General features: G+C 60.3%; 18 protein-coding genes. 2 read left to right on the top strand and 16 right to left on the bottom strand.

Going from position 1 to position 23,426, the window contains the following annotated elements:
- Positions 1 to 44: 44 nt before the first annotated feature.
- Positions 45 to 1,847, bottom strand: a complete 1,803-nt coding sequence (gene msbA, locus SB725_RS11570; protein ID WP_027922025.1) for a lipid A export permease/ATP-binding protein MsbA — start codon at positions 1,845 to 1,847, stop codon at positions 45 to 47.
- 156 nt (positions 1,848 to 2,003) lie between these two features.
- On the opposite strand from msbA, the gene SB725_RS11565 reads away from it, so the two are divergent.
- Together SB725_RS11565 and SB725_RS11560 are read left to right on the top strand one after the other, a co-directional pair.
- Positions 2,004 to 3,866 carry an O-antigen ligase family protein gene (locus tag SB725_RS11565; RefSeq protein ID WP_410921780.1) on the top strand — a complete coding sequence of 621 codons (1,863 nt, stop codon included), beginning with the start codon at positions 2,004 to 2,006 and terminating at the stop codon, positions 3,864 to 3,866.
- Positions 3,866 to 5,083 (top strand): acyltransferase family protein, encoded by a 1,218-nt coding sequence (locus SB725_RS11560; RefSeq protein ID WP_410921779.1) that lies wholly within the window; start codon positions 3,866 to 3,868, stop codon positions 5,081 to 5,083. The genes SB725_RS11565 and SB725_RS11560 overlap by 1 nt, the downstream gene beginning before the upstream one ends.
- A gap of 61 nt (positions 5,084 to 5,144) precedes the next feature.
- On the opposite strand, the gene SB725_RS11555 is transcribed toward SB725_RS11560, so the two are convergent.
- From SB725_RS11555 to glnE, 15 genes are all read right to left on the bottom strand, one after another.
- The gene (locus tag SB725_RS11555; RefSeq protein WP_027922028.1) at positions 5,145 to 6,029 is read right to left on the bottom strand and encodes a glycosyltransferase; all 885 of its coding nucleotides are present in this window, start codon (positions 6,027 to 6,029) and stop codon (positions 5,145 to 5,147) included.
- On the bottom strand, positions 6,026 to 7,180 hold the full coding sequence (locus tag SB725_RS11550; protein WP_410921778.1) for a glycosyltransferase family 4 protein: 1,155 nt from the start codon (positions 7,178 to 7,180) through the stop codon (positions 6,026 to 6,028). The genes SB725_RS11555 and SB725_RS11550 overlap by 4 nt, the downstream gene beginning before the upstream one ends.
- Positions 7,177 to 8,619 carry a PIG-L deacetylase family protein gene (locus SB725_RS11545; protein WP_410921777.1) on the bottom strand — a complete coding sequence of 481 codons (1,443 nt, stop codon included), beginning with the start codon at positions 8,617 to 8,619 and terminating at the stop codon, positions 7,177 to 7,179. The genes SB725_RS11550 and SB725_RS11545 overlap by 4 nt, the downstream gene beginning before the upstream one ends.
- Positions 8,620 to 8,627: 8 nt before the next feature.
- Positions 8,628 to 9,524: an antimicrobial resistance protein Mig-14 gene (locus SB725_RS11540; RefSeq protein ID WP_059181746.1), complete on the bottom strand. Its 897-nt coding sequence runs from the start codon at positions 9,522 to 9,524 to the stop codon at positions 8,628 to 8,630.
- Positions 9,524 to 10,654 carry a glycosyltransferase gene (locus SB725_RS11535; protein WP_027922032.1) on the bottom strand — a complete coding sequence of 377 codons (1,131 nt, stop codon included), beginning with the start codon at positions 10,652 to 10,654 and terminating at the stop codon, positions 9,524 to 9,526. The genes SB725_RS11540 and SB725_RS11535 overlap by 1 nt, the downstream gene beginning before the upstream one ends.
- Complete coding sequence (locus SB725_RS11530; RefSeq protein WP_027922033.1) at positions 10,638 to 12,395, bottom strand: carbamoyltransferase; 1,758 nt, start codon at positions 12,393 to 12,395, stop codon at positions 10,638 to 10,640. Before SB725_RS11530 ends, SB725_RS11535 begins: the two co-directional genes overlap by 17 nt.
- 164 nt (positions 12,396 to 12,559) lie before the next feature.
- A complete protein-coding gene (locus SB725_RS11525) occupies positions 12,560 to 12,895 on the bottom strand; it encodes a YceK/YidQ family lipoprotein (protein ID WP_032833434.1) in 336 nt (111 codons plus the stop codon).
- A 235-nt stretch (positions 12,896 to 13,130) separates the two neighbouring features.
- Entirely contained in the window at positions 13,131 to 14,582 is a 1,452-nt protein-coding gene (locus SB725_RS11520; RefSeq protein ID WP_410921776.1) for a lipopolysaccharide kinase InaA family protein, read from the bottom strand.
- Complete coding sequence (locus tag SB725_RS11515; protein ID WP_027922036.1) at positions 14,582 to 15,334, bottom strand: lipopolysaccharide kinase InaA family protein; 753 nt, start codon at positions 15,332 to 15,334, stop codon at positions 14,582 to 14,584. The genes SB725_RS11520 and SB725_RS11515 overlap by 1 nt, the downstream gene beginning before the upstream one ends.
- Positions 15,331 to 16,065, bottom strand: coding sequence for a lipopolysaccharide kinase InaA family protein (locus SB725_RS11510; RefSeq protein WP_027922037.1), 735 nt, complete (start codon positions 16,063 to 16,065; stop codon positions 15,331 to 15,333). Before SB725_RS11510 ends, SB725_RS11515 begins: the two co-directional genes overlap by 4 nt.
- Entirely contained in the window at positions 16,065 to 16,871 is an 807-nt protein-coding gene (gene rfaP, locus SB725_RS11505) for a lipopolysaccharide core heptose(I) kinase RfaP (RefSeq protein WP_027922038.1), read from the bottom strand. Before rfaP ends, SB725_RS11510 begins: the two co-directional genes overlap by 1 nt.
- Positions 16,871 to 17,992, bottom strand: a complete 1,122-nt coding sequence (locus tag SB725_RS11500) for a glycosyltransferase family 4 protein (protein WP_410921775.1) — start codon at positions 17,990 to 17,992, stop codon at positions 16,871 to 16,873. Before SB725_RS11500 ends, rfaP begins: the two co-directional genes overlap by 1 nt.
- Positions 17,992 to 19,053: a lipopolysaccharide heptosyltransferase I gene (waaC, locus tag SB725_RS11495; RefSeq protein WP_027922040.1), complete on the bottom strand. Its 1,062-nt coding sequence runs from the start codon at positions 19,051 to 19,053 to the stop codon at positions 17,992 to 17,994. The genes SB725_RS11500 and waaC overlap by 1 nt, the downstream gene beginning before the upstream one ends.
- Position 19,054: 1 nt before the next feature.
- On the bottom strand, positions 19,055 to 20,089 hold the full coding sequence (gene waaF / locus SB725_RS11490) for a lipopolysaccharide heptosyltransferase II (protein ID WP_410921774.1): 1,035 nt from the start codon (positions 20,087 to 20,089) through the stop codon (positions 19,055 to 19,057).
- Positions 20,090 to 20,416: 327 nt separating this feature from the next.
- Positions 20,417 to 23,356: a bifunctional [glutamate--ammonia ligase]-adenylyl-L-tyrosine phosphorylase/[glutamate--ammonia-ligase] adenylyltransferase gene (gene glnE, locus SB725_RS11485; protein ID WP_027922042.1), complete on the bottom strand. Its 2,940-nt coding sequence runs from the start codon at positions 23,354 to 23,356 to the stop codon at positions 20,417 to 20,419.
- Positions 23,357 to 23,426: the final 70 nt, after the last annotated feature.

The raw sequence follows: 23,426 nt of genomic DNA, 5'->3' as shown, positions 1-23,426 counted from the left end.
TGGATACAAATCGCCGGGCGCATTGCGCGCCCGGCGAGCGAAGATCAGGCGATGTCTTCAGCCGGGGCATCGAGGCCCATGGCGTTCAGGCGGGCGTAGTATCCGTTGTGCGCCAGCAGCTCGGCATGGGTACCGCGCTCGACGATCCGGCCCTGATCCATAACCAGAATCAGGTCAGCCTTTTCGATGGTCGACAGTCGGTGAGCGATCACCAGCGTGGTCCGGCCTTTCATCACTTGATCGAGTGCCGCCTGAATGTGGCGCTCAGATTCAGTGTCGAGCGCCGAGGTGGCCTCGTCGAGAATCAGCAACGGCGCGTTCTTCAACAGGGCTCGCGCAATCGCCAGACGCTGACGCTGACCGCCGGACAGCAGCACGCCGTTCTCGCCGACCTGGGTGTCCAGGCCTTCGGGTAATTGCGCGATGAAATCCATGGCGTAAGCGTCTCGCGCCGCTTTCTCGATGTCTTCACGCGGCGCGCCGGCGAGATCGCCATAGGCAATGTTGTTGGCCACGGTGTCGCTGAACAACGTCACATGCTGGGTCACCTGGGCGATGTGCTTGCGCAGGTTCAGCAGCTTGTACTGCTCCACTTCAACACCGTCGATCAGGATCTCGCCCTTGTCGTGGTGATAGAAGCGCGGAATCAGGTTGGCCAGGGTCGACTTGCCACTGCCTGAGCGTCCGACCAGTGCCACCATTTGCCCCGGTTCGACCGAGAACGTGATGTCATTGAGCACCTGGCGATCGGTGTCCGGGTAGGTGAAGCTCAGGTTACGTACGTCCAGACGACCGGTGACAGCATCGCGTTCGACGGTGCCGGTATCGACTTCAGGCGCAACGTCCAGTTGTTCGAAAATGCTCTCGGCACCGGCCACGCCTTTCTGGATGGTCGAGCTGACTTCGGACAGCTGGCGGATCGGCTTGGGCAACAGGCCGGCCAGGGTGATGTAGGCAACCATGTCACCAGCCGAAGCATCGCCACGCAGGTACAGTACCAGGAACATCAGCACCGCCATGGCGGTGTAAATCACCAATTGCAGCAGCGGCGTGTAGATAGCACCGGTGCGGGTCATGCGCAGTTGCTTGTCGGTATTGCCCTGGCTGGCGTCGAAAAAGCGTTTTTCTTCGTAGACTTCGCCACCGAAGCTGCGCACCACGCGATAGCCCTGAATGGTTTCCGACGCCACGTGCGTCACGTCACCCATGGCCAACTGGATTTTCTTGCTTTGCTTGCGGAATTTCTTGCTCGCGGTGCGCACCATGACGGCGATCAACGGCAGGATGGCGACCATGACCAGCGTCAGGCGCCAGTTCATGAACAGCAGCGAGGCAAACAGGAAGATCACCGTCATGCCCTCACGGATTACGACCTTGATCGCATCTGTGGCCGCCCCGGTGACCATCGTCACGTTAAAGGTGATACGCGAAATCAGATGACCCGAGTTATGCTTGTCGAAATACCGGTTGGGCAGAACCAACAGGTTATTGAACAGCTGTACTCGCAGATCATGGACTAGACCCAGAGAAACTTTGGCTAGAAAGTAGTTGCCCAGATAAGATCCCAGCCCTTGCCACGCGGCGATCAGGATGATCAGCAGCGGCACCGCCTGCAGCAGTTGCAGGTCGCGCAGGTAAGGCACCGTCGGGAAGAGCGCGGCCTCAGGATTGGACAGGCCATCGACAAAGTACTTGAGGATATAGCCGAGCATTGGCTGGGTCGAAGCGAAAATCAGAAAGCCGACGATGCTGATCAGAAACAGACTGATGTACGGCCGGACATAGCCAAGCAGGCGGAAGTAGATTTTCAAGCTCGATGGGCTTGCGGAGAGACTGGAGTCGGTCATATCACGCGTTTGTCGATAAAAAGGACGCTGACTTTAGCACAGCTTCTTCAGGGTTCTGGCAATCGCATAAAGGCTGTTATTGTTAGACGTCGAATCAAGCATCAAATAGCCATCACCCCGAAATGGCCGATCAACTTCAGGATTGAATCTCTCAGCATGCAACTCAGCGGTTTCAATAGTGCGTCAAATCGAGTTTTCGATTTCATTTGCCTCTGGATTCTTCCACTCGGCTATCTCTTGCTCCTGTGTGCCCTGTTCTTCCTGCCGGGCCGAAGTTTGCACCACAAGCTTTTTTATGGCTTGTTCAGCATTCCAGCGCTGATCGCCCTGTGCCTGCGTCCCCGGGAACTCAAGGAAATGATTCGTGAACCGGTGTTCGTCGCCGTGTTGGTGTTCGCGGCCTGGGCGCTATTGAGTTTGTGCTGGGGACCGGACAAGGGGGGCTTCGTCGGCCAGTTCAAACCACCGCTGCATACCTTGTTGTTGTTTGTCGGTTGCTATTTTCTGGTGCGCTATCGCAGCGAAATCATCCAGCCTTTGCTATTCACCGCGGCAATAGTCGGACTGATCGGTACCACCCACGATCTGTTCCTGTTCGCCCGCGTGTACCAGCCCGGCCTGCGATTGATCGGTGGTGGCGCGTTCGACAATCCGCTGCTGAGCTCTCACATGTACGGTTTTTACGCAGCCTACTGGATGAGCATGAGCATGATCTGCAAGCGCCGCCGGATGCTCTGGCTGAGCCTCCCGGCGCTGGCAATCATGTTCGCCGCCGTGATCGCCACGGGCTCCAGGACACCGCTGGTTGCACTGACGATGGCAGCACTCTGGCTGGGCTTCATTTGCTGGAACCGTCGCTCCGTCGTATTGCTAGGTGCGTTGGTTGCCGGCGGCGCTACGGTTTATGGGCTGTTTGCGCGAATGATCATTCTACGAGGCGACTCTTACCGCCTCGAAATCTGGCAACTGGCCTTGCAGAAAATTGCCGACCACCCCTGGATCGGTCATGGTTATAACGCTAATCTGGCCATCGACCCTGGCATTGGCGTCAACTATCAGGAGCCCCACAGTTTTGTCCTCGGCGTGCTCTATTACGTCGGCATTCTGGGTTTGCTGCCTTGGTTGTTTGCCCAGCTATGGGGACTGTTCAGCAGTTGGCGCAATCGTCTGCAACCGCTGTTTATCATGGCCTCGACCTGGCTGATATTCGGTATCGGCGCAGGCCTGACCGAGGGCGGCGGCATCATCTCCCGACCCAAGGAGCATTGGTTCCTGCTGTGGATCCCGCTGGCTTTGATCGTCGCGCTCAGCATCAACCAGCGCGCCAGACGCTTGCTGACGATGCCCGTCAAGACACTGACGCCGATCGCCCAGCAACAACTGACTGCCAATGCGCAGGTGATCGAAGAAGATGGCCTGGGCCCTAAAGTCCTGCGCCTGCTCGATGGCAGCTTCCTCAAGCTGTTTCGTGGCCGCCGCTGGTACACCTCGGGCAGTTTCAACCCCTACTCCGAACGCTTTGCCGTCAACAGCGAGCAATTGCGCAACCTGGGGATCCCTACCCCGCCTATTCTTGCCCTTTATCGCCTCGCGGACGGCAGCAGTGCCGTGCACTATTCGCCGCTGCCCGGCAATACGCTGCGCCAGGTCCTGCAAGGCATTACCGCGCCGGCGGTGCGTCAAGCGCTGGTGGAGCGTTTCGGCAAGTTCATGGCCCAACTGCATGAACAAGGCGTTTATTTCCGCTCACTGCACTTGGGCAATGTGCTGGTGCTCGAGGATGGAGAGTTTGGTTTGATCGATGTGGCCGACCTGCGCATTTACCCTTCTTCCTTGAGCCTGGCGCTGCGTCAGCGCAATCTGCGCCATATGCAGCGCTACACGGTGGACCGGCGCTGGTTGTTCGAAGAACACTTCGAGGCGCTGCTTCAGGGCTACGCCATGACGGCACCCAAGTCCGCTGTCGAGAATCTGCACCGGCAAGTGCTGGCCGGGAGCACCCCGGCCCGGGCTCATTGATGACTGAAACCAACCCACTCATTGCGCTGGCAGCTTATCTGCTAGCCATTGCGACTTCGGCCCTGTTGTTGCGCGCAGTGCCGAAAATCGCCCGACACATCGAACATTCCGGTGAAAGCCGCTATGCCAGCATTGATGGGCTGCGCGGTTATCTGGCGTTCGGCGTGTTCGTGCACCACTCGATCATTACCTTGATCTTCCTGCGCACGGGCGTGATTGATTTTCCGCCCAGCAATCTCTACTCACAGCTCGGACAGGGCAGTGTCGCGCTGTTTTTCATGATCACCGGCTTCCTGTTCTGGAACCGATTGCTCACCCAGGGACGCCAGCACGACTGGCTGGCCTTCGCCATATCGCGGTTTTTTCGCCTCTACCCGCTGTACTTGCCGCTGATGCTGATCGTGTTTATCACGGTGTTCTACCTGCAGAACTGGGAGCTCAAGGACTCCGGCATGCGCTTTTTCGGCCAGATCCTGGCCTGGCTGACCTTCGACCGCCCGGACGTCAACCAATACCACCAAACCGGCATGCTGATCTCCAATGTCACCTGGACCCTGGGCTACGAGGTGTTTTTCTATATGGCGCTGCCCCTTGCCGGCATGGTGTTTATCTACCGGGGCAGTTGGTTGCAAGTGGTGTTGTGCCTGATCGGCATTGTCGCCCTGTACAAAGTGATTGGCCTGGAGCACTCGCTGAAGAAACACTTTATGGCGAGTTTTCTCGGCGGTATCGGCGCTGCGTACTGGATTCGCAGGCCGCAGCTGGTGGCCTGGAGTCAGACGCGAATGGCGGGGATTATCGCGCTGCTGGCCTTGGCGATTGCCTTCACGGCATTCAACCGTGCCTTCAGCGTGAGGCCAATACTGCTCATGTCATTGTTTTTCGTGATTGTGGCGTCCGGCAACACCCTGTTCGGCGCGCTGAAACCACGCAGCATTCGCTGGCTCGGTGAAATCAGCTACAGCACCTATTTGCTGCACGGCTTCGTACTGTGGGTGTTGATCCAGCGCCTGCCGATGGCGCTTGATCTGGACGCTCGCGATATCTGGACCTTCCTGCCGCTGCTGGCTGTCTGCGCCTGCCTGTTGATCATCATCAGCAGCCTGACGTTCCTGTACATCGAGAAGCCGGGCATCATGGCCGGCAGGAAAGTGTTGCAGTGGCTGCGTCAACGCAAAAAAGCCGACAAGGCTCTGGCAGAGAAAGTCGCTCGCTGAAGCAACGCACATCCTTGTTGCAGCTGGCGAAGCCAGCTGCAAAGTGTGCATCAATGCAGGGTCAGTCTTTTTCCAGCGGTGAAAAGTACAGCCGCCCCAGACCACGCCAGGTTTTCTTGTTCCAGGCCTTCAACGGGATCTGCGCCAGCAGTTCGCGGGCCAGCTTGCGATCGCGGTTGGCGGTCTTGAGAAACATCGAGCTGAGAAACTTGTAGCGAACCTCGTCGTACAGCGGATGATCGCTGAACAGCGCATAGGAACGCAGGATGTTATCGATCATGAAGCGGTGATTTTTATAGGAGTTGGTGGGGTGCTTGCGATAGCGCGCCATCAACACATTCAGGCCGTCGATAAAGTACCCGGCGTGGGTCACCTTCAGTTCGATCAGCAGGTCTTCCAGGCGAATGTTCGGATCGAACCCGCCGACCTTGTCCAGCGCTTCTCGACGGATCATCAGGGTCGGGGCCGGTGGATAAGGTTTACGTTCCAGGAACATGTCATCGAAGTCCAGACGGCGAAACGGCACATCACGGCGCTGACGCTTCTCCGGGTACAGATTCCCGTCGGCGTCGATCAGCTCGATGTTGCCGGCGCAGATACCCACCTCGGGCTTGCCATCCATGTACTCAACCTGAATAGCGATGCGTTCCGGCAGCATGATGTCGTCGGAGCCGAATGGCGCGATCAAACTGCCGTTTGAGCGCGCGATGGCAGCGTTGAGCGTGTTCGTCAGGCCCTGATTCTGTTGAACCCGAAAATCGAATCCATATTGCGCCTGCAGCGCACTGATGCGTTCGACGCTGTCGTCTTTGGAGCCGTCGTCAACCACCAGCAGTTCGATGTTTTTGTAGGTCTGATTGAGGACGCTGAGAATGCTTTGCTCAATATAGGGACCGTGGTTGTACGACGCGATGATGACCGTGACGAGAGGTTGCGTGGTACTCATGGCTGCTCCTTGCGGGCTTGATCCAAACCGGAGTCGATCAGGTTCAGGTACTCCTGGCGGAACACCTCGATGTCATGTTGTTCCTGCAGATAACGGTAGGCCTGCTCGCCCTTGGCCTTGAGCTCGTCATCCGACAACCCGAGGTAGGTATCCAGCGCCGCGACCAGGCTCGGCACATCCTTGGGCGTAATCGCCAGCCCGCCTGCCCCTTCAATCAGCGGCAGCATGGCCGGCACGCTGGAGGCGATCACCGGCAGATGCCCGCTCATGCCTTCGAGCAGCGCCAACCCAAGACCTTCCGCCAGGGATGGCATGGTCCAGATGTCGAAAGCGCGGATGTACTGCAAGGCGATTTCCTTGAAACCCAGCAGGTGCGCGCGCCCGGACAGGCCCAGGCGTTCGATCTCGGCCTTCAGGCGCGACTCTTCACGACCGGCACCGATGATCGCCAATTGAGTGTTCGGGTATTTGTCCTTGAGCGCGGCAAACGCCTGCAACAGATAGGTGTGGCCCTTTACCGGCACCAGACGCCCCAATGCGCCAATCAGGCGCACCGACGGATCGATGCCCAGCATTTCGCGGGCGCGCTCGCGGCTGTGCTGCAAACCTTCGGCCTGCTCGATGTCGATGGCATTGGTGATCGCGTAGGTGTTCTGGTCGGTGAAACCGCAATCGCAGTCCAGCAGGTACTGCTTGACCGCTGGGGACACACCGACAAAACGCCAGTGACGATCGATCAGTCGCTGGGTCTGGCGGCGCCGGTAAAACCGGTCGTACTCGCCGAAACCGTGGGAAATGCCGATGCACAGCGGTACTTTCAACCAGCGGTTAAGCGTCAACATCATGTTCACGGGCTTGAAGCGGTTACAGATCACCACGTCGAACTTTTCCGCACGGCAAAACTTGTACAGCGTCCACATCGCCCGCAGGCGCATGCCCTTGAGGGATTTGTCGGAAAACTCGAAATACACCGAACGGTCGGCCCGGCTTATCGCCTCACCCGGCCCGGGTTTGCCGCGCAGGAACGCCGCCGTTACTTCGTAGCGCTCGTTCGGCAAGGCCTTGACGATCTGCTCCGCGAGGTCGGCAAAATCATGGGCTTTGACGTTGTAGTCAGGCTGCAATTGCAGAACCTTTAGCCGCTGGCTCATAACTCTCCCCGCTGCGAAGCGTTTATTGGTGTGTGCTTGAGTATCCACAAGAGCTCGTGACGTCGAACCGCCTTGCGAAAGAATTCGTTCTCGCCGTAGGCCGGCGGTTTGCGCCTGGCCAACAGCCGCTGGATCAATCGGCGCAGACGACGCTTGAACGGCATCGGCGGTTGCAGGTCATGCATCATGCCCAACGCCATGGCTTTATCGCGCTGAAGCTCCAACGACAATGGCAGGCAGCAAGGCTGCATCGGCATGGCCGGGTCAAAGGCTGGCGGCAACGCGACACCATGACCGGCGTCGCCCATTGGCCAGCGGTCGTTGTCGTGCAGATGGTTGGCATAACCAAGCAGTGTGGTCGGCTGCCATTCCAGGCCTTTCAAGGCTTCGAGGACCGCTTGTTGCGCACAGATATGATCGGGGTGCGGATCGAGGGTCGGGTGCGGTAGCACGATCACTTCGGGACGTGCTCGCAGTAATAATTCACGCAGGTCGGCCAGCAAGTTATTCCAGGTCGGCGCTCCGTCGGTATCGCCCGGCAGGGCAAACGGGTTCAACTGGCGAAACAGCCGCGTGTCGCTCAGGTCCGCTTCCCGCGACGCGATCGGTTGCGTCGGCGTGGCCTGCATCGCCGCCAGTTGCAGACAGAAATAACCCAGCTGCACGCAATGCGCTTGCGGCACGCCAGCCCAGCGCGGCACCGCGATGCTGTCCCAAGCCCGCAAACGTCCCTTGAGGCGCGCGGCCTCGACCTTGTTCAGACCGATCTGTTGATAATGCTCGGCTTCGATTTCACCGGCGGTCAGGGTGACGATCCAGGCTTCATCGGCCTGGCTGTACAAACCGTAGGCGGCCAGTTCGGCATCGTCGGCGTGTGGCGCAATCACCATCACCCGTTGACGACGGAAGTCGGGTTGCTCCAACGCCCACAGCACCGGCTCGCCGAGCAGGCGGCAGAAGCGCCCACGCAGACGCAACTCGCCGCGCGACAGTACTTGCGCCTGACCACTGAGGTTCAGGTAGCGCAGGCCGTTAACGCCACGCTCGAAGGTTTGGCAGTCCGGGTTATCGCCACCCGACAACGCCACCATTGGATCGAAAAAGCGTCCCAGCCAGCTGCTTTTTACTCGCAGCGCCAACACCAGTGTGGCGTCGTCGACGAGCATTACGCCGTCATCCAGCCGCAAACGCTCACCGTCCAGGTGCACCTTGGGTTGCGGGGTGTAGGCCGGGAAGCTGTAGTGGTAATCGTCTTGGGGGGAATAAAACAGGTGGTCGGCGAACCAGGCCTCATGGGCAATCCAGCCCAGCACGGCAAGCACCAACGGCAGCCACCAGGCCACCAGCACGCCAAGGGCAATCAACAGCACCAGCGCAATCAACAGGCTGATGCGTTTGTTGCGCCGATGGCGCTTGAGCAGTTGCTGTTTGCGGCTCATGGGTTCACTCACACGGTAAAAACCGGCACAGGATTGCACCAGCGGTCCTTGTATTCCCGGTCGGCGCGGCCGAAAGAAAACCGCAAAGGCTTGTCGAGGGCGCGAGCGTGTTCCCAGGCACTTTGCGTGTTGAGGAAACTCAGTACACTGCCAGGGCTGAACTCGCGGGTTTCGGGATCGACGCCACCGTTGATGTACTCGACGCTGATCCATTCCGGCGCTTCGACGCGGTACACCAGTTGAATCGCTATCGGTGCATCGTTGAGGAAAATCACCGAGCCGATCAGCAAGTCGCGCAGCAGCTCGACCACCTCGCCCATGCGCTCTGCACCCGTGGCCGGGAAGCCCCAGCGGCGCTGGAAAAGGTCGCAATAAATCGCGGCCAGCTCGGCACTGGAAAACTCGGAGACAGGACGCACAACGCCACCGGCTTCTTCCAGCAGGCGCAATTCACGGCGCTGGTTGTAGCGGAATTTTTTCGACAGTTCTTCGGGCGTGCGCGCCATGGCCAGTTGTTCGGCCTGTAGCTTGATATCGCTGAAACGGCCTTCGTTGAGGGCCGACAGATAACGCCCGCGATGGCGCAGCGGTGCGTGTGCATCGGCGGCCGCCGGCAGGATCACCTCGGCATTGCCGAGGTCGAACAGGCCTTTTTTGCCACAGCGCTTGAGCACGTCTTTGGACAGCGCCAGGTCGCGCCCCCAGGTCGGGATGGCGGCTTTCACTTCACCGTTTTGCTCCCAGGCCAGGTAGCGCACCGGGATCTCGGCCAACTGCGCCAGGCGCTCAACCACCATGGGATGCGTCGCGACGCTACCGCCAAAACGCTGCCACGCCTGTGCATAAGTCGGGGCGTCGATCACCGTCCAGCCACGTTCGCGCCAGCCTTGAAATCGGTTGAGCATCAGCCCCTCGGTGCCAGTTCTGTGACGTGTGGCATATGCCAGAAAGCCTCGCGCACGGCGCGGTCGGAGAATCGCTCACGCAAGCGGTCGAGCATCAACTCGGCACACTGGTGACGCTGCTGCTCGTCCATCGCGGCCAGATGGTGCAGCCCTTGAGCCAGGCGCTCGGCATCGCCCAACGGGAACAGGATGCCGACCCCTTCAACGACTTCCCTCGCGCCACCGCACGCGGTCGCGATCAACGGCACGCCCGCGGCCATGGCTTCGAGCAGCACCATGCCGAACGGTTCGTGATCGGAGCTCAGGGCGAACACATCGAAGGCACGGAAGTAGCGACGAGCATCCGGTACTTGACCGAGAAACAGCACCCGATCGCCTATACCCAGTTCCCGGGCCAGTTCCTTGAGGTCCTGTTCCAGTCGACCTTTACCGAGAATCACCAGTTGGCTGTTGGCCGGCAACTGCGGTAATGCCAAGGCAAAACCATGCAGCAGCGTGTTCTGGTCCTTGTCCGGATGCAGTCGTCCGACGTTACCGACAATCCAGGCATCCGCCGCCAGGCCCAGGGTTTCCCGAGCCTCGCGAACTGACACCTGGCTGGTCTGTAACGCCGGGACATCGATCCGGTTATAGAGCGTCTGAATTCGCCCGGCCGGCCATTTCGGCAGGCAGCTGCGCATGTCGTCACGCACCGAGTCGGAGATTCCGAGCAGGCTGAGGCGCTTGCGGAAGATATGAGCGAACAGCTTGCGAGTGCCGCGCTTGTAATCGCCATACCCGTGATGCACCCCGATGACCGGCAGCGAAGTCCCAAGCAGCGCGATGTAGATCGGCTTGAAGCGGTGGGCAATGCAGAAACTGAAATTGCGCGAAGCGGCGATCTTGCGCAGATCGCCGATGGCGCCCAGCTTCAGGCCACGAATGGCCTTGGAGCTGTATTCCATGAACAGCACTTCATCGGAAGCGCAGCCCGCAGCGACTTCACTGTCGGCGGCCCCGGTCAGAAAGACCGTGGTCACTCGATAGCCGGTCCCCGCGAACAGGCTGGCGTACTGCCGAGCGCAGTCCAGAAACGGGCCGTCATAGCCGTGACAGAACTGCAACACATGGCGTTCAGCCGAGCGAGTCATATGCGTCAGCGCCCTCTTTAACCACCAGGATGTCTTCCATGATCAGATACTGTAGGTCAGAGCCGAAGAACATGTTCAGGGCATCGGTCGGCGAGCAGATCATCGGCTCGCCACGACGGTTGAGCGAGGTGTTCAGCGACACGCCATTGCCGGTCAGCACTTCCAGCGCTTTCATCATGTCGTAGTAGCGCGGGTTGTACTCGCGCTTGAGCACCTGGGCCCGGGACGTACCGTCTTCGTGGACGACTTCCGGCACGCGGGTCTTCCACTCTTCAGCCACTTCAAAGGTGAAGGTCATGAACGGCGCCGGGTGATCGATCTTGATCATCTGCGGGGCCACGGTGTCGAGCATCGACGGGCAGAAAGGCCTCCAGCGCTCGCGGAACTTGATCTGGTGGTTGATACGGTCAGCCACGCCAACGGCGCTCGGGCAACCGATGATCGAACGACCGCCCAAGGCACGCGGACCGAACTCCATGCGCCCCTGGAACCAGGCCACCGGGTTGCCGTCGACCATGATTTTGGCGATGTTTTCCGGCATGTTGGCGAGCTTGCGCCAGACCGGTTTGCTCGGGTGACGGGCACAGGCAGCGAGCACGTCTTCGTTGGTGTACGACGGGCCGAGGTAGACGTGTTCCATCTTCTCGACCGGCACGCCACGGGCGTTAGACACATAAGCCGCCGCACCGACCGCCGTACCGGCATCACCGGATGCAGGCTGTACGAACAGCTCTTTGACGTCATCGCGAGCGATGATTTTCTGGTTGAGCTTGACGTTCAACGCACAGCCACCGGCGTAGGCCAGCTTGCCGGTTTCCTTGAGCACGTCGCCCAGGTAGTAGTCGATCATCTGCAGCGCGATTTTTTCGAACAGCGCTTGAATGCTCGCGGCATAGTGGATGTACGGCTCGTCGGCGATGTCGCCTTCGCGCTTCGGTCCCAGCCACTCGATCAGCTTCGGCGAGAAGTAGTAGCCTTTGCCCTTCTCTTTGTAGCGACGCAGGCCGATGACGTTGGCGTAGTCGGTGTTGATCACCAGCTCGCCGTTTTCGAACGAAGCCAGGCGCGAGAAATCGTATTTGCTGGCGTCGCCGTACGGCGCCATGCCCATGACCTTGAACTCGCCGTCGAGCATATCGAAACCGAGGAACTCGGTGATCGCGCCATACAGGCCACCGAGGGAGTCCGGATCGAAGAATTCCTTGATCTTGTGGATCTTGCCGTTCTCGCCGTAACCGAAGAAGGTCGTGGCGTACTCACCCTTGCCGTCGATCCCCAGGATCGCGGTTTTCTCCTTGAAACCGGAGCAGTGGTAAGCACTGGAGGCGTGGGCCAGATGGTGCTCGACCGGCTCGATCTTGATTTTCTTCGGATCGAAGCCCAGTTGCTCGAGGCACCAGACAATCTTGTTGCGATAACGCTTGTAGCGACGGTTGCCCATCAGGATCGCGTCAAGCGCGCGGTCCGGGGCGTACCAGTAACGCTTGGCGTACTGCCAGCGAGCCTTGCCGAAAATACTGATCGGTGCGAATGGAATCGCCACCACATCTACGTCGGATGGCTTGATGCCCGCCTGTTCCAGGCAGAACTTCGCCGACTCGTAGGGCATGCGGTTCTTTGCATGTTTATCGCGCACAAAGCGCTCTTCTTCAGCCGCCGCGACCAGCTTGCCGTCGATGTACAAGGCTGCGGAAGGATCATGGCTAAGGGCGCCGGACAGGCCAAGAATCGTCAATGCCACAGGGGTCTAGCCTCTTTAGTCTGCATGCAGGCGACAAGCGCCTCAAAAATTAATGTGCCCTCGCAAGCGGCGAGAGACAGCTAAAGGGCGGGATTATAGCGTAAACATGGCGGGAATGACCCAGCGCTTATTGTCCTACAAGGGAGGAAAGCATGACGCCCCGCTTATCCTCGGCCCGGGCGCCAGTAAATGCTGAGATTGCCATCTGTAGCCTGGCGGTAGATCGTATACGGCAAGGACACGGTATCGAAGACACCCGACAGGCCCAGGTCCAGCAGCACGAACGGCACGAGGAAGCCGGTGGGATCCGGCGGGGCATTCAACACACAAAAGTCATAGGCCAGGCCGCTATAAATGCGGGGAATGGATTGACAGTAGGTTTTTTGTTTCCTGAGACTGCGGGCTGCGTCCTCATCAGCTTGCAACACCGTCATCGTGGTCCCGCAGCCGGTCAGTGCGAGCGAGAAAGCAGCCAACATAACAGCCATTTTTATGGTCAAGATTTGCCCTCCGTGAACGTCAGGCAAATTAGCATCGCGGCTATTCAGGGCACAGTTCATGGGGTCTGTAGATCACGTAGGACAATTCATCAGAACTCGTCCTCTAGATCTCAGGCGGCGGGTCTGGCCGTCGTCGGAACGCCGCCCGGAGCAGGCTCACTCCTACCCTGGATCTGCGTCGTGCACGAAACCACTGTGGGAGCGAGCCTGCTCCCGATAGGACCGAAGGTCCGATTCAGGCGGCGCCGGAGATATCCTTGGGAAGACGCTGATCAATGACCTGATACAGCGCGCTGCTCTCAGGCCAATTGCGCATGAACCGTGCCCGATCCCGCGCATAGGCCGGGGCAAAGCTGCCCACCGAGCCATGCTGACACATCGAATCCAGGTCAATCAGCGCCCAGCGATCTTCCTGCCAGAACAGGTTGTGGCCCTTGAAGTCACCATGGCTGATGCGCGCGCCGATCAGTTCGGCGAACAAATGATCCAGCGCCAGCAACTCCGCCTCCGGCGCATGGCCGTTTTCAACGTAGGGCGCAAAACGCTCGATGATGTCCGGACCCGGCAAATACTCAGTCACCAGATAGGCCCGACTGCGCAACCAGAGAAACCGCGTCTCCAGCAGCGCCAACGGCTTGGGCGTGGCAATGCCGAGGAATGCCAGGCGATTGCCTTCACGCCACGAATGCCACGCACGGCTCGGACGCCAGAAGCGTTTGAGCCAATGGGCAAAGCCTTTGATGTTGTAGCGCTTGATCACCAGCGTCCGACCATCAATATCGACTTTTCCTACACTCGCCGCGCCGCCGGTCTTGTACAAATGGCCTTGATCGAGCAGGGCATCGGCCTGCCCCAGCACCGGCAGCATCGCGGCCTCTTCCTCGCGACGAATCGCCCGCAGCCCGAACGCCCCGCGCTGGACGCTGAACAGCGTGCAATCGCGGCCGACCTTGATCAGAAAGTCTTTCAAACGCCAGGCGCGAACCTTATCGATCTGCTTCTGCAAGGCCTCCATGGGCAAGGCGTGCTCGCCGTTGCTCAACAAGTAATACACCAGCAGTTCTTCGATGAACGGCTCCAGCGTCTTGGGCAACTGCGCAAAAAATACGCCGAGGTTTTCCAGGACTTTGTTGCGCGACAGCGGTTGGCCCGGCGTTTCAGCACAGACACCGCCGCCATCGATCAAATACAAGCGGCCGCGCTGACGCAGCAGGTTGTCCAAGTGCAGGTCTTCCTGCCAGAGTCCCTTGCGATGCATTTGGCCGATTGCGCCCAATGCCTCGGCAATCACGGCCCCTTGCATGTCCGCCAACACGGGCAAGTGTTCGATTATTTTCCAGGTCTCCCCCAGGCTCTCGGCGCCTTCGAGGAAATCGAACAGCAGCCAGCCACCCTCGCCTTCCTTTAGCCCATCCGCCAGCAGTTGCGGTGTGGTCAGGCCTTGATCGGCCAGCAAACGCACGCCGGCCAGTTCACGCTGAAAATGCCGCGCCGCTTTGCTGCCGACCAATAATTTGGCCAGCACCGGACGGCCACGCCAGACACCGGCACCCACATAACGCTGCCCCGGCAAGACCCGCAGCAAGCTCAACAATTGCAAATCGGCGGGGCCTGCGGCATCGGCCAGAGGAATGCTCATGGGCAGGCTCGGGGTGCGGCCGGCGTTCTTCAGTTCGGACAAACGCATCAGCGGGTCTCCTTACGACTGCGCCGCGCAGTCAGACGTGACACCCAACTGTCCACCAACGCACTGTCCCGAGGCTGATCGACATAGACCGCCAGCAATTCGCGCAACTGCGCGTCGGTCCACTCCGGCGCGCGACGCAGCAACGGTTCCAGATCCTTGACCCGGTCACGTTGACCGAACAACAGCGGCCGGGTCTTTTCCAGGTCGATCAACTGAGCCAGATAGCCGTCGCCGCTCGCCTGAAGAAAAATATGTTTGGGGTAGAAACAACCATGAACCTGACGCACGCCGTGCAGGCGCCGCGCCAGTTCGCCACAGGCTTTGAGGATGGCCGAATGTTGCGCCTCGCTCAGGTCCGACCAACGCTGCAACAGCGAATCCAGGTCATCCCAGCCGTCCAGCGCGCGAGTCAGCAGCACCGCGCGGACTTCACCGTTGATTTTACGCTCACCAAAAAACACCGCCTTCAGCGCCGGAATACCGAGTTTTTCATAGCGGCTGATGTTGCGAAATTCGCGGGCGAAGCTCGGCTCGCCGAAAGGCGCGTGGAAGGTACGCGTCAGGTAGTTGCTCTGGCGCTTGAGGTAAAAACCACGCCCCTCCAGATCCAGCCGAAACACACTGCTCCAGCCACCACCCGCGGTATTGGGCTCGTCCACAGCCTCGAGCTGTTTGGCCCAAAGCGCATCGAACGTGCCGAGGCCATGGCGCTCAAGCAGCGCACGGTCTTCAGCGGCCAGGAAATCAGTCATTCGCGTCCCTCGAAAAATCTCACCACGTGCCGGATGCGTTTCTTGTCGGCGGCATTCAGCCGGTCACGCTGGCGGTATTGCAGATAAAAGCGCAGGCGCTGGGTCGCCGACAGGTGGTATTTGGCCACCTTGTCGAGGCAGGCCAGGTCTTTGGTGATGCGGTACTTAAGCCAGAAGCCGTGCCAGAAATCGCCATTGGGGCAATCGATCAGGAACAGGCGGGCTTGATCATCGACCAGCAGGTTGCGCCACTTCAAATCGTTATGGGTAAAGCGATTGTCGTGCATGGTCCGGGTGTAACCGGCCAGCTGCCGACTGATCGCATCGACCCAGGCGCGGTCCGCCAACTTGGGATCACGCCGATCAGCGAGGGCCGACAAGTCTTCGGTGTTGGGCAACTCGCGGGTGATCATCGCCCCGCGGTCGTATGCCGCGCCGCGTCGCTCCAGGCCCCAGGCCACCACTTCGGCGGTAGGAATGCCCCACTTGGCGAAGCGCTTGAGGTTCTGCCATTCGGCTTTCACCCGGGGTTTGCCCAGGTAACGGCGCAGGCCTTTGCCGGCGCCGACGTAGCGTTTGACGTAGTAATTAATACCGTTGCGATTGACGCGAATGACCTCGGACAACAGGTCGCGAGTCAGCCGCTCACCTTGCAGCGCGAACACCGCTTCAAGGCTGCCAAAATCTTCTGCCAGATCGCTGTAAGCGGGCTCCAGTTTCCAACCCGCCATCAGAGCGCATCCCCATATCGCTGTTTACGGTCATAGAGTTTATTGGCCTTGCCCTCAAGCCAGGCGAGCAATGACGCTTCCTCGGCCAGAATCTGGCGCAGCGGCTGTTGGAAGTAGCCCTTGAGGAAACGCAATTTGTCACGCCGGGTCAGGCCAATGTCCAGGGCCGAAAAGTACAGTGCCGCCAGATCCTTGTTGCGCCAGCGCTGGGTGATCGCCGGGCGGGTCTGGGCACGGTGCAGGTCGATCACCGAGAGTTTGAAATCGTCAGCCGTCACCGGTTTATCGGTGTGCAGCAGGAAGTGGCAGATGTAGCAGTCGCGATGGTTGACCCCGGCGCGGTGCATCATGCCGGTCATGCGCGCGACTTCGGCGATCAGCGCACGCTTGAGCGCAGGCGCAGGCGGATGCTTGATCCAGTCGATGCTGAAGTCTTCGAGGCTGACGGTCGGCGCCAGTTCTTCGGTAACGATGAACGAGTGTTGATCTGCCGGGTTGCTGCCCTTCTCGCCGTAAGCCACGGCGGTCATGGTCGGCACGCCGACTTCTTGCAGGCGCTGAATGGCTTTCCATTCCTGACCCGCGCCGAGGACCGGCAGCTTGGCCGTCAGCAGGTTCTTGAAGATCTCGCCCCAGCCAATGCCACGGTGGATCTTCACGAAAAAACCGTTGCCGTTCACTTCAGTGCGCAACGTCCGGCGCGCTTCCAGCTCACGGTAAACCTCGCCCTCGAGGCCTTCGACTTCGGTGAACGCATCGCGTCCGGCCCAAAGGCTCTTGAACGGTTCAGCCAGCATCAACTTCATTAAGCGTGCTCCGCCAGAATCACATCGGCCGCGTGTTGCGGCATGCTGTAGAGGTCGGCCGTCTCGGCAAAGGCCAGACCGTTGCGGCTCCAGGCCGCCCGTGCTTGAGCGTCGTTCAATATGCCCCTCAGGTACTGCGTCAGTTGGGCCTGCTCGAAGGGTTCGTCCAGCACCAGCCCGGCGTCGGCCTCGGCGATGTAATGGGCGTAACCACACACTGCGCTCACCAATACCGGCAACCCGGCCACCAGGGCTTCGAGCAACACGGTCCCGGTGTTTTCGTTGTACGCCGGGTGGATCAACAGGTCGGCACCGAGCAGGAAACGCGGGATATCGCTGCGCCCCTTGAGGAACGTCACGTTGTCGCCCAGCCCCAAAGCTGCGCTCTGCATCTGGAATAATTTGGGGTCATCCTGGCCAATTACAAACAGCCGGGTGCGCTTCTTCAGATCGGCGGGCAATGCGGCCAGCGCCTTGAGGCTACGATCCACGCCCTTGGTCTTGAACCCCGAGCCGATTTGCACCAGCAGCAGTTCATCGTCTTTCAGGTTGAACTCGGCACGGAAACCGGCACGAATTTCGGCCGCATTGGGCGGCGCGCGACGGTCCTGGGAAATTCCCGGTGGCAGCAGGTGAAAACGCTCCAGCGGCGTGTCGTAATGCTTGATGAACAGCGGCTGCTGCACTTCGGAAATCATCAGCACTTCGGTCTTGGCGTCCTTGGCGAACACCGCGCGCTCATACTCGGCAAAGTGTCGGTAACGGCCCCAACGCCGGTACAACGAGTGCCGCAGGTTCTGCGCCTTGTCTTCGAAGCAGCCGTCGGCGGCGTAGTAAACGTCCAGGCCCGGCATCTTGTTGAAACCGATCAAGCGGTCCACGGGGCGTTTGGCCAGGTCCGCTTCCATCCACTCACTGAGTTTTTCGTTACGGCGATGATTGAACAGCGCCTTGACCGGTGCCACCAGCACTTCGAAACCCGGCGGAACGTCGCCCTCCCAGATCAGCGTGTAGACACGGATCTGATGGCCACGCTGCTGACATTCAAGGGCGATGCGCATGAAGTCACGCTGCAGCCCTCCGAACGGAAAATACTTGTACAAGACGAATGCCAATTGCATCAGCGCAGCTCCTCAGCCAGTAACAACGTGCTCAGTCGGGTCGCGACACGCTCGGGATTCAGACGCGTGAAGCACAGCGGCCACTCGCGTTTCAAGTTGAACTGACGGGCATCCTGTTCCGTCGGTTGATACGTGCATTTCTTTTGCAGGCACGGTGCGCAGGGGAAGTCGCTGGCGATGTGAATCTGCGCTTTACCGTAGGCGCCGGTCAGGCCCGGGTTGGTCGGGCCGAACAGCGACAGGGTCGGGACGTCGAGCGCGGCGGCCAGATGACCAAGGCCGGTGTCCACGGCAACACAGGCCTGCGCGCTGGCCAGCACTTTGCCGACACCGGCCAGGTTCAGTTTGGGCAGCACTTCGACATGGCGGAACCCGGCGGCGATGCGCTCGGCCCGGGCTTTCTCGATCGGGTTGCCCCACGGCAGTTTCACGCCGACGCCCAGATAACCAACGCGTTCGGCCAGCTCACGCCAGTAGGCTTCCGGCCAGTGTTTGGTGTCCCACGTGGTGCCATGCAGGAACAGCACATACGGATTCTTGCGTGGCAGTTCGACCAGGCGTTCGACGTTCAGGCCGTAATCGCCCAGGCCTTTGGGCAAGTCGTAGCCCAACGCCAGGGCGAACAATTGACGCACCCGCTCCACCGCGTGCTGTCCACGGCCCACCGCCAGGCGGCGGGAGTAGAAGCGTGCAGCCACCGGCTCGCGCGCCGAATCCTTGTCCAGCCCGGCGACCGGCGCCTTGACGTAGCGTGTCAGCCAGGCGCTCTTCAGCAGGCCTTGGGCGTCGATCACCAGATCATATTTTTCGGCACGAATGCTTTGTTTGAAGCGCTTCCACTCGCCACTCTTGATGGTTTGCCAGAGGTTCTTGCGCCAGCGACGGATCGCCACCGGGATCACCTTGCCCACGGCCGGGTGCCAGGTCGGAATCTCGGCGAAGCCTTCTTCCACCACCCAGTCGAACGTGATGCCGGGGATCGCCCGCGCCGCATCGGTCAGCGCCGGCAACGCGTGAATCACGTCGCCCAGCGAAGAAGTCTTGATCAGCAGAACCCGCAAACTATTTGACCTCGACCACAGTGCCCTGCAACCGCTGCAAGGCTTCGTTCACGGCTTGCGGCATCAGCTGGCGCAAGCAGTTGTAATGACCGAAACGGCACGTGCGATCGAAGCACGGACTGCATTCGATGCCCAGGCGTACCACTTCGACATGCTCGGCCAGAGGCGGGGTAAAGCCCGGCGATGTCGAGCCATAGACGGCCACCAGCGGGCGGTTCAACGCGGCGGCGACGTGCATCAGGCCGGAGTCGTTGGACACCACTGCGTCAGCGCAGGACATCAGGTCGATGGCTTCCGCCAGCGAGGTGCCACCGCTGAGGTTGACCGACTCTTCACGCAGGCCGGGAATCAGCCGCGCACGGATGTCTTCGCCCACCGCGTGATCGTTTTTCGAACCGAACAGCCAGACTTGCCAGCCTTCGCGAATCTTCGCTTCGGCGACCTTGGCGTAATGCTCGGATGGCCAGCGCTTGGCCTCGCCGAACTCGGCGCCGGGGCACAGGACCAGCACCGGACGGTCGAGGGTCAGGTCGAATTTGGCCAGCGTCGCTTCGCGGGTGACCGGGTCGATCTGCAAGCTCGGACGAGGATAAGGGGTCGGCAGTTCGGCGCCGGGCTCAAACGCCAGGGCCATGAAGCGCTCGATCATCAACGGATAACGTTCTTTATCCAGCGAGCGCACGTCATTGAGCAGGCCGTAGCGGAACTCGCCACGCCAGCCAGTGCGTTTGGGGATGCCGGCGAAGAACGGCACCAGCGCCGACTTCAGCGAATTGGGCAGCAAAATCGCCTGGTCGTACTGGCCGGCCAGGGATTTTCCGATGCGCCGACGGGTCGCCAGCTCCAAGGCACCGTGGCCGAGCGGAAAGCTCAAGGCCTGCCGGACTTCGGGCATGCGCTCCAGGATCGGCCGGCTCCACTCGGGGGCCAGGACGTCGATTTCGCATTGCGGGTGGCGTTGCTTGAGGCACTGAAACAGTGTCTGCGCCATCACCATGTCACCGACCCAACTGGGCCCAACGATCAGAATTTTCATGTGGCTTCCAAAAACGAACCGGGGAGGCCTACGCCTCCCCGCCTCGAGAATTCTACAAAACACTGCAGATCTACTGTGGGAGCAAGCCTGCACACGAGAGGGGCGTTACATACAACATCAACGTCGCCTGAGACTCCGCAATCGCGGGCAAGCCCACTCCCACAGGGTTTTGCGCTCTGTCCTGCTTCTGCAATTCACCGCAGATCACTGTGGGACGGGCTTGCCCGCGATTGCGCAGTGACAGTCAGCATAAATGTTGTATGTGACGGCCCTCTCGCGAGCAAGCCCGCTCCCACATGGGGTATCCAGCGTTACAACTATCCTGTTTCAGCTTAACCCCAGCTCGCGCCAGATCCGCACTACCTGCCGGCGTTCATCGACAAACTGATCGCCTGGTATCACCCCGGCGTCCTTCTGCAAGGCCTGCCGGTGAGCGGCGGAGCGGTAGGCTTTATAGGCCTCGCGCAACAAGTTGGCGTCTTCGACGGGCATCAGCCCTTCGTGCTCCAGCTCTTCCAGAATGCGGATGTTGTCGGTCCAGCGCAGCAATGGCGGGTGTGTTTCGGACCACGCCAGGGCCGCGTATTGCACCATAAATTCAATATCGACGATACCTCCGGCGTCCTGCTTGAGATCGAACGGCGCCGTGGCCTCGAAGGCATTTGCCCCGGTGCCGGCCGCGGTGCTCTTGCTGCCAAGGTTGTCGCGCATCTTGGCGCGCATCTCGCTGACCTCCTGACGCAAGGTCGACAGGTCCCGCGCCTTGCCCAATATCGCCGCGCGCACTTTCTCGAACGCCTGGCCGACATCCTGACTGCCCACTAGTACCCGCGCTCGCACCAACGCCTGATGCTCCCAGGTCCAGGCTTCATTTTCCTGATAGCGGGCAAACGCCCCCAGCGAACTGACCAACAACCCCGATGCACCGGACGGTCGCAGGCGCATGTCCACTTCATACAGCTGGCCGGAGTTGGTCTGCGCCGTCAGCAAGTGAATGATCCGCTGCCCCAACCGAGTAAAAAATTGCGCGCCATCAATCGGTTTAGGCCCGTCGGTTTCTGCTTGCGGATCGCCGTCGTGGATAAACACCAGGTCAAGGTCCGAACCATGCCCCAATTCCAGTCCGCCGACTTTCCCATAACCGACAATGATGAAGCCGGGATCGCACAACGTGCCGTCGGTGCGCAGCGGCGTGCCGTACTTGGCCACAGTCTGGCGCCAGGCCAGGGCCAGCACTTGTTCCAGGATCGCTTCAGCGAGCCAGGTCAGGTAATCGCTGACTTTCATCAACGGCAGGCTGCCGGCAATTTCCGAGGCGGCGACGCGCAAGCGATGCGCCAGTTTGAAATGGCGCAGGGCTTCCATTTGCTGTTCGAGGTCGTCCTCGGGAATCCGCGTCAGGCGCTCGCGCAACTCGGCGGCCAGTTCCGGCGCCAGCGGCGGCTTGAATAGCCGGCCCTCGTTGAGCAATTCGTCGAGCAGCAGCGGGAAACGGGTGATCTGTTCAGCGATCCACGGGCTCGCAGCGCACAAGGTCAGCAAGCGGCGCAGCGCACCGGGGTTTTCGGTCAGCAACACCAGATACGCGGAGCGACGAGCCACGGCTTCCACCAGCGGCAGCACGCGCTCCAGCACCAGATCCGGATTGGCATGTTCAACGGCCTGAGCCAGCAAACGGGGAATAAAGGCATCAAGGCGTTCTCGGCCCAAGCGCTGCATCGCTCGCAATTGCGGGCTGCTGCGCAAACCGGCCAAGGCTTTCAGGGCTTTGGTGGCGTCCTTGAAACCGCCCTCCTCCAACTGACGGCAGGCCGCCTCTTCGTCCTGAGCCTCTTCCCACAGCGGCAGCCATTCGCCGCCGACCACCACTTCGCTTTCAGTGCCCTCCTCTTCATCGGGATCGGCAATCACCTGAGCGAAGTGCCAGGCCACACGACCACGCCAATACATCAGTTGCTCGTGGAAAGCGTCCCAGTCGGCGAAGCCCAACATAAAGGCAATACGCGCCTGATCCTGCGCGCCGTCCGGCAGCATCTGGGTCTGGCGGTCGGCAATCGCCTGGATCGCGTGCTCGGTGTAACGCAGGAATTCGTAGCCTTCGCGCAACTCGCTGATCACCGCCGGTGGCAGATAACCCTGACCTTCCAGTGTGCTCAGTACTTTTAATAGAGGGCGTTGTTGCAGGCTCAGGTCGCGGCCGCCGTGGATCAGCTGAAACGCCTGGGCGATAAATTCGACTTCACGGATGCCGCCGGAACCGAGCTTGATGTTGTCGGCCATGCCCTTGCGCCGCACTTCCTGCTGGATCAGCTGCTTCATGGTGCGCAACGCTTCGATGGCCGAGAAATCCAGGTAACGCCGGTAAACGAACGGGCGCAGCATCTCCTGCAATTGCGCGCCGGCCACTTGATCGCCGGCCACCACCCGCGATTTGATCATCGCGTAGCGTTCCCAGTCGCGGCCCTGATCCTGGTAATACTGCTCCAGCGCATTGAAGCTCAAGACCAATGCACCGGCCGAACCGTATGGCCGCAAGCGCATGTCGACGCGGAACACGAAGCCGTCGACGGTCATCGGGTCCAGCGCCTTGATCAGGCGCTGGCCAAGACGGATGAAGAATTCCTGGTTATCCAGCGAGCGTTTCACCCCGACGGTTTCGCCGCCCTCGGGGTAGGCGAAGATCAGGTCGATGTCCGACGACAGATTGAGCTCCACGGCGCCGAGCTTGCCCATGCCGAGGATGACCATCTGCTGCGGCTCGCCACTGCGGCGGCCAGTCGGCACGCCGAATTGCTGGCAATGACGCGAATATAACCACTGATAGGCCTGATCGATGCTCGCATCGGCCATGTCCGAGAGGTCGCGGCAGGTCTGGACCAGATCGGCCTGACGGGTCAGGTCGCGCCAGATGATTCGCACTTGATGACGGGTGCGCTGGCGACGCAGGACGCGGCCGAGCTCGTCTTCGGTTTGCGCTGCATTCACCGCCGCCGCAATCTGCGCGCACAGCTCGCCGGGCGCGAAGCTGCGGTCCAGTTCGCCGGACTGCACCAGGGCCAGCAACATCAAAGGGTCACGCACACTCTGTTCAATCACAAAGTCGCTGGCCGCCGCGACACGGGCGAATTGCGCCCAGCGTTCAGGTGTCCAGGTCGACAGACCATGGTCATCTTCAAGTGCCGCAACGGCGGCACGGAACGACTGCTCGGCACGGGTGACAAACGGCTGGAGAATGGCGGGCAGTTCGGCAAGCGCGGGAAGGCTCATGGTCTATCCTTGATCGGCGTAGAACGGGTTGCATGTAGTGAATTTTCATATTGCACTACGTGGAGGACTG

It is taken from the genome of Pseudomonas sp. SIMBA_041 (assembly GCF_046535095.1).
Classification (GTDB): domain Bacteria; phylum Pseudomonadota; class Gammaproteobacteria; order Pseudomonadales; family Pseudomonadaceae; genus Aquipseudomonas; species Aquipseudomonas mucoides.
This window is presented reverse-complemented; position numbering and strand designations above follow the sequence as displayed.

Coding starts and splice junctions, on each gene's coding strand:
- SB725_RS11565 (WP_410921780.1), top strand. CDS start 2,004: ATGCAACTCAGCGGTTTCAATAGTGCGTCAAATCGAGTTTTCGATTTC.
- glnE (WP_027922042.1), bottom strand. CDS start 23,356: ATGAGCCTTCCCGCGCTTGCCGAACTGCCCGCCATTCTCCAGCCGTTT.
- SB725_RS11515 (WP_027922036.1), bottom strand. CDS start 15,334: ATGACTGATTTCCTGGCCGCTGAAGACCGTGCGCTGCTTGAGCGCCAT.
- SB725_RS11560 (WP_410921779.1), top strand. CDS start 3,866: ATGACTGAAACCAACCCACTCATTGCGCTGGCAGCTTATCTGCTAGCC.
- msbA (WP_027922025.1), bottom strand. CDS start 1,847: ATGACCGACTCCAGTCTCTCCGCAAGCCCATCGAGCTTGAAAATCTAC.
- SB725_RS11535 (WP_027922032.1), bottom strand. CDS start 10,654: ATGACTCGCTCGGCTGAACGCCATGTGTTGCAGTTCTGTCACGGCTAT.
- SB725_RS11500 (WP_410921775.1), bottom strand. CDS start 17,992: ATGCAATTGGCATTCGTCTTGTACAAGTATTTTCCGTTCGGAGGGCTG.
- SB725_RS11545 (WP_410921777.1), bottom strand. CDS start 8,619: ATGAGCCGCAAACAGCAACTGCTCAAGCGCCATCGGCGCAACAAACGC.
- SB725_RS11540 (WP_059181746.1), bottom strand. CDS start 9,524: ATGCTCAACCGATTTCAAGGCTGGCGCGAACGTGGCTGGACGGTGATC.
- waaF (WP_410921774.1), bottom strand. CDS start 20,089: ATGAAAATTCTGATCGTTGGGCCCAGTTGGGTCGGTGACATGGTGATG.
- SB725_RS11555 (WP_027922028.1), bottom strand. CDS start 6,029: ATGAGTACCACGCAACCTCTCGTCACGGTCATCATCGCGTCGTACAAC.
- rfaP (WP_027922038.1), bottom strand. CDS start 16,871: ATGAAGTTGATGCTGGCTGAACCGTTCAAGAGCCTTTGGGCCGGACGC.
- SB725_RS11510 (WP_027922037.1), bottom strand. CDS start 16,065: ATGGCGGGTTGGAAACTGGAGCCCGCTTACAGCGATCTGGCAGAAGAT.
- SB725_RS11550 (WP_410921778.1), bottom strand. CDS start 7,180: ATGAGCCAGCGGCTAAAGGTTCTGCAATTGCAGCCTGACTACAACGTC.
- SB725_RS11520 (WP_410921776.1), bottom strand. CDS start 14,582: ATGCGTTTGTCCGAACTGAAGAACGCCGGCCGCACCCCGAGCCTGCCC.